The organism is Pseudoalteromonas sp. SG44-8 (assembly GCF_014164125.1).
In the GTDB taxonomy this organism is placed as follows: Bacteria; Pseudomonadota; Gammaproteobacteria; order Enterobacterales; family Alteromonadaceae; genus Pseudoalteromonas; species Pseudoalteromonas rhizosphaerae.
The window spans coordinates 1-5,182 of record NZ_JACJEQ010000060.1 but is presented as its reverse complement, the minus strand read 5'-3'; the positions used below and the strand labels follow the sequence as shown (position 1 = coordinate 5,182).

Here is a 5,182-nt window from a genome sequence, read left to right as displayed (position 1 = left end):
CCAATGACTCCCATTATGGAAAAAGGAATTGTGAATAGTGCGAACGCTAAAGCAATAACTTTACTAGTTTGGTGCGATGAGAAAGATTTTATCTGGACTTTCATTTTTCCTCCATGAACACTAACGCTTTAAACAGCGGAAAGTCCGAGCGTATAGGCCGTTGTTTGGCCTGCGAGGGATTTTCCGATGGTTTAACTTGTTATATGTCCCATGCGACATCAGTAACGCCCTCAATGTTTTTTGCGATGTTTTCGATAACTTGTCTTGCTTTCAATTCAGGTGACTTATTGACTTTACCAAAAAACTTCTTAAAAAAGGAGATGCGTTGTTCTGGCCAAATCTGCCATAAAGGAGTTTCCAATTCCTCGTCATTTTTACCGAGGTACACATCAACCATCACTCCGTCGATGTTCATAGCAATACTAAACATATAATCACTGTCGATAGGAGATTCTGGATTAAAATTCAACTTTTTAAGTTCAGAAAACACATACTCAGCAAGAGATTTATTAGATTTAAACATCGCTGATTTGAAATACAGGTTATCACTCACCTCGGTTCCTCCTTGGACATATAACAGCTTATTGAACACCATTTTGGTGGTTTATAAAACCTCAAAACGGTATCTATTACATACTTTGATAATTCCACCAATAATTACTTTTGTAAACAAGTAATTAAAATAGCTGAAATTCAAAGCTTGTTATTTTGCACCAAAACGGCGGTTAATAATGTTATAGGACAAATTAGGATCCTACTCATTAAAACAAGAATAAGTTTAACTTTTACCTATGACCGCTTATCGTTCAAACTTGCCTTACAAATTTAAAAACTCTTAGCACTACATTCGCAATATCCCGCATAAATGTAGAGCACTTTCCATGTTGTATTAATGGCAAAAAGATATAGTACTCACTCAGAGTTTCTGGATTCAACAATTTTATGTTTCAGCCTGTTAGTAGTTCAACACACGGAGTGTAAGCTCTATCAGAAAAACCAAATAGGCAACATTAACACCACCTCTGTAGCCCTTGTTACATATGACTCTCTATTCCAGCCTTGTAAGAAACCATTTCAATTTTGGAACAAAAAGAACATAATTTTGAGATTAAAAACTCAAACATCTATGCAGGTTCTCTTTATCCTGTATAAATCATCAGTCATGCAGTCTGGCTTTACTAACGTTTCACATTGAGCTTTGGGGTATCGAAGAATGACTTGATCTCGAAGTATTATTGTAAGTTACGAAACTATTCGTCAATGGTACAGAAAGTATGATCCAGAAGCGTAAAGATAAAAAAGTGGGCAATGTGTTTCTTTAAAAAATTGCTCAAGGAGTTGAAAGGAGCACCAGTTAAAGTTGTTATGGATAAACTACGCAGTTACACCGCAGCTCAAAGAAATTTAATACCAAATGTTAAACACTCTGCAGTGCAATATGAAAATAACCGATGTGACTTATCACATCAGCCTACTCGACAACATGAACGGCAGATATGTAAGTTTAAATCACAGGGGCAAGCCTAGCATTTTTTAAGTTGTCATGAAGTGGTAAATAATCTCTTTGACTTGGTCGTCATTTACTCAAAGCTAGCCTGTATAAAGTTTTTCATGAACGATCCTTGGCAAAGTAGGATAGGGTTAGTTGCGTCCAAAATTTAAGTTAAGGAGTATTCGCTCGAATTTAATTAGCTCACGCTGATGAGTTGACAATACTCTGTCGGCCTTTACATGGGGATTCATGGATACAGCTTGTTAGTAAATTAATGATCTGTGCTGAAGAAATGCAAAGCTCCTTTTCTTGGCTCTCGGTCATAAAATAAAAGTCAATTTCAAACATTTTGCTAAGCAATGTACCTCCAAGGCAAGTGACTTGATTCTGTGATCCAATACATGCTTTTAAACGTATGAATGTTTTGAATTTTTAAATAGTGGTATGTTATGTGGTTTAGTTCAAATAAGACAAAAATAATGGCAGAGCAAGTAGTTATCACTCATAAAGACGCTGCAGTCATTGTTGATAGAGAGCAGAGGGTTATTGCCAGCAATCAGGCTTACGGTTTTTTAAGCCAAAAATATAACAAACCAGATGATCGTCAAGCCCTTACTTTCTTGTTGAAACATCACGACAAAAGTAGTGATTACATCAAAGGCGATAAAGGGTTGCACTTTAAGTTGCAAACAACACCTTTTACGATTAAGCACCTTGAGTCTTGTGTGCTCTATGTTTTTGAACCAGTCACTGAGCAGATTTTGGCTGAGCTAAATTGGCAAAAATTAATAGGTTTAGGCCAAGATTCGTATGCGGTTTTTGATATGAATAACAAGCTTGTTACAGCTAACTTTGATTCAATAAATAGTGATTCTCTGTATTTAGACCAGAAAGACCCCCAACTACTGGAAGTTCTTAATAGGGCTTCTAACAGCGAGGATTGCTTACTTTGTCTATCTGAAAAGCAAGACGCTTATGTCCATGTTCATCATCATCTTCTTAATTCAGAAAACGAAAAATTAAGTGCTTTTGTTCTATCTAAACGATCTGATAATACCAATAACGAACAGCTCAAATTGCTTTCTCAGGTGGTCAGTAATACAAGTACAAGTGTATTGATCACGGATAAAAATGGTTTTGTCGAATACGTCAATCCAGGCTTTGAAACTTTATCAGGATATACCTTGGAAGAAGTGAAGGGGAAGAAGCCAAGTGTTTTTTTGCAAAGGGAGCAGACGGACAAAGAAACCATTAAGCGGATTTCGAAAAACTTAAAAGCACGACAGCCTTTTTACGAAGAAATATTGAATTTTGATAAGAGTGGCGTGCCTTACTGGATCGTTTTGTCGGTGAATCCTATTTTTAACAAATATGGTGAACACACTGGCTTTGTTGGTGTTAGCTCTGATGTGCGTGAAATTAAACGACAAGTATTGGAGCAAATTAATCAAAGAGATGCCATCAGTAGTCATTCAGCGGTGTTGGAATTTAACCAAAATGGCCAGTTCATTTCGGCGAATGATTATACGAAAAAGCAGCTGCATATTGAGAATGACGCTCAAATACAATCGGTGATTGGTAATTTAAAAGACTACCTAGATAAACCACGTATTCAGAAATTTGAAAAAGGTGAAGCCACAGAAGTAATGATAAAACTGAATCATAATGGCGCTGAGGTGGTATTAGATTGTGTCATTTCGTCAATAACGGATTTAAATGGTGATATTTCTAAGTACGTTGTTTTTGGCAGCAATGTGTCATCTCGAAATAAACTTGTTAGTGAAACTCATCATTCTATGTCATCGGTTCTTGGCAAGATCCAGACAACCGTTACAACTATAAATGCCGTAGCTGATCAAACGAATTTATTGGCTTTAAATGCTGCAATCGAAGCTGCGAGGGCTGGTGAAGCGGGAAGAGGTTTTGCAGTGGTGGCTGATGAAGTCCGTAATTTAGCCAAAACTTCAAACGAAGCCGCAGCTCAGATAGGGTTATTAATCAATGAGACACAATCTCATGTTGATCAACTATCGACATTTTTGCAGGAATAAACTGAAATTCTAAGGGGTTACTCGAAGGCTATTAACGTTTTAATAGATAAGCGGTTAATGAGCGCGGTTATTCTCTTGCTGAAGCGAAGGCCCTTGTCAAAGCTAAAAAAAAAAAGGAATTAACATTGCGCTAGGCAACAACTACTTAGCTTTACAAGGTTTAGTGTCATTGAGAGATATTTGGATCAATATTCATTACGGGAGATGAACCGTCCATTGCACTTTCTGTTAATAAAAAGCGCATGATGGGTGGTGTGGGGACTGGAGGTTAGAGACCTCCGGCTACCCGATTATATACAATTGCTTCAAGATCTTAACTAAAATGAGTTATAGAGGAGGTGGAAACCAAACATTCTTAATTTTTCCATCACGAACTTCGTATATAGCAAAAACAAGCCTATCCTCTTCTTTTTCACCTAACCCTGTTAATCTTTCATAGTCGATTACGATTGATCCATTGACCATCCTTTGCTCAAGTATTACTTTGTATTCTTCTGGAACACTTTTCAAAAATTGATAAGTTTTTACTAAATCTTCTTTACCAGCTAGATCTAGACCATTCTTTCTGAGATCTTTCACCTGTATATCAGATGAATAGCAACTAGCAAAAAGATCAACATCATGTGCGTTATAGGCATCTAACTGTGCCTGCACAACAGTTGCAGGATCCTTGCTTTCGGTACATGATAATACATCACTGGTATACAAAGTCATAATTGCGATAATTGATACGACAATACATTTCATAGTTATCCTTAATTTTAGTGATGAGGTTTAATGCTTGGGCAGATCATAAAAGTTTTCCACAGCCAAGTAGGTAATTTAATTGCGGCATATAACGCTTTGAATATGGGGATTATAGGAGCGTTTTGGCCGAAGGCCAGCGAGTAAAATTCCCAGTGAGTTTACGAACGACATTATTCACTTGTTAGATTCACTTAACTTGCGTTTCCTCAATCTTCTTATTAACTATTTCTCCAGTTTCCTTGTTTTCTATCCAAACAGCTGAATATTCAGAGTTAAGAACACCTTTGACTATATATTCTTCGTGAGGCTCAGGAGTAAAAGTAATGTCACCACGCACAATTAAATTATCACTAAATAAAGACTGAATCGGAGCCGCATGAGCTGTTGCACCAACAATAGTAAAAGTAGCTTCAATTGCAGGAACGGCAGTTTCTATTAACTGAGAAGTGAAACTGAATCCTTGCCCTTGCGTTGCTCCTCTTGATGCCCCCATAGAATTTACAATTAGTTTTTGATTTACTTTTTCAAGATAAAATATTTGGACGGTGCTTCCATCAACTCTGTTTTCAGAACTAGCTACCAACGCTGATGGCCCTTCATATCCTTCTGGATATGGAGAATGCAATGATACGCAACCATTTAAAAAGATTAAAAATACTAAAACTAATTTCTTCATGAAAATTCCTTGTAGTCCCGCGTGAATCTAACAGCTTATTGAACACCATTTTGGTGGTTTATAAAACACCAAAACGGTATCTATTACATACCTTGATAATTCCACCAATAATTACTTTTGTAAACAAGTAATTAAAATAGTGAAATTCAAAGCTTGTTATTTTGCCCCAAAACGGCAGTTAATAATTGGCTGATGGCTGATGGCTGATGGCTGATG

At 36.8% G+C, this 5,182-nt stretch carries 5 protein-coding genes; 2 read left to right on the top strand and 3 right to left on the bottom strand.

Annotation, left to right across the window (positions count from 1 at the left end; genetic code table 11):
- Positions 1 to 199: 199 nt before the first annotated feature.
- Positions 200 to 553, bottom strand: a complete 354-nt coding sequence (locus tag H5163_RS20880) for a hypothetical protein (protein ID WP_182735875.1) — start codon at positions 551 to 553, stop codon at positions 200 to 202.
- 755 nt (positions 554 to 1,308) lie between these two features.
- Here H5163_RS20880 and H5163_RS21200 point away from each other — a divergent pair.
- The gene (locus tag H5163_RS21200; RefSeq protein ID WP_220494616.1) at positions 1,309 to 1,527 is read left to right on the top strand and encodes a DDE-type integrase/transposase/recombinase; all 219 of its coding nucleotides are present in this window, start codon (positions 1,309 to 1,311) and stop codon (positions 1,525 to 1,527) included.
- Between the two features lie 444 nt (positions 1,528 to 1,971).
- Complete coding sequence (locus H5163_RS20870) at positions 1,972 to 3,543, top strand: methyl-accepting chemotaxis protein (RefSeq protein WP_259399844.1); 1,572 nt, start codon at positions 1,972 to 1,974, stop codon at positions 3,541 to 3,543.
- Between the two features lie 327 nt (positions 3,544 to 3,870).
- Here the strand turns inward: H5163_RS20870 and H5163_RS20865 are convergent, their stop codons facing one another.
- Together H5163_RS20865 and H5163_RS20860 are read right to left on the bottom strand one after the other, a co-directional pair.
- Positions 3,871 to 4,290, bottom strand: a complete 420-nt coding sequence (locus H5163_RS20865; RefSeq protein WP_182735873.1) for a nuclear transport factor 2 family protein — start codon at positions 4,288 to 4,290, stop codon at positions 3,871 to 3,873.
- Between the two features lie 187 nt (positions 4,291 to 4,477).
- A complete protein-coding gene (locus H5163_RS20860; RefSeq protein ID WP_182735872.1) occupies positions 4,478 to 4,966 on the bottom strand; it encodes a hypothetical protein in 489 nt (162 codons plus the stop codon).
- Between the last annotated feature and the right edge of the window lie 216 nt (positions 4,967 to 5,182).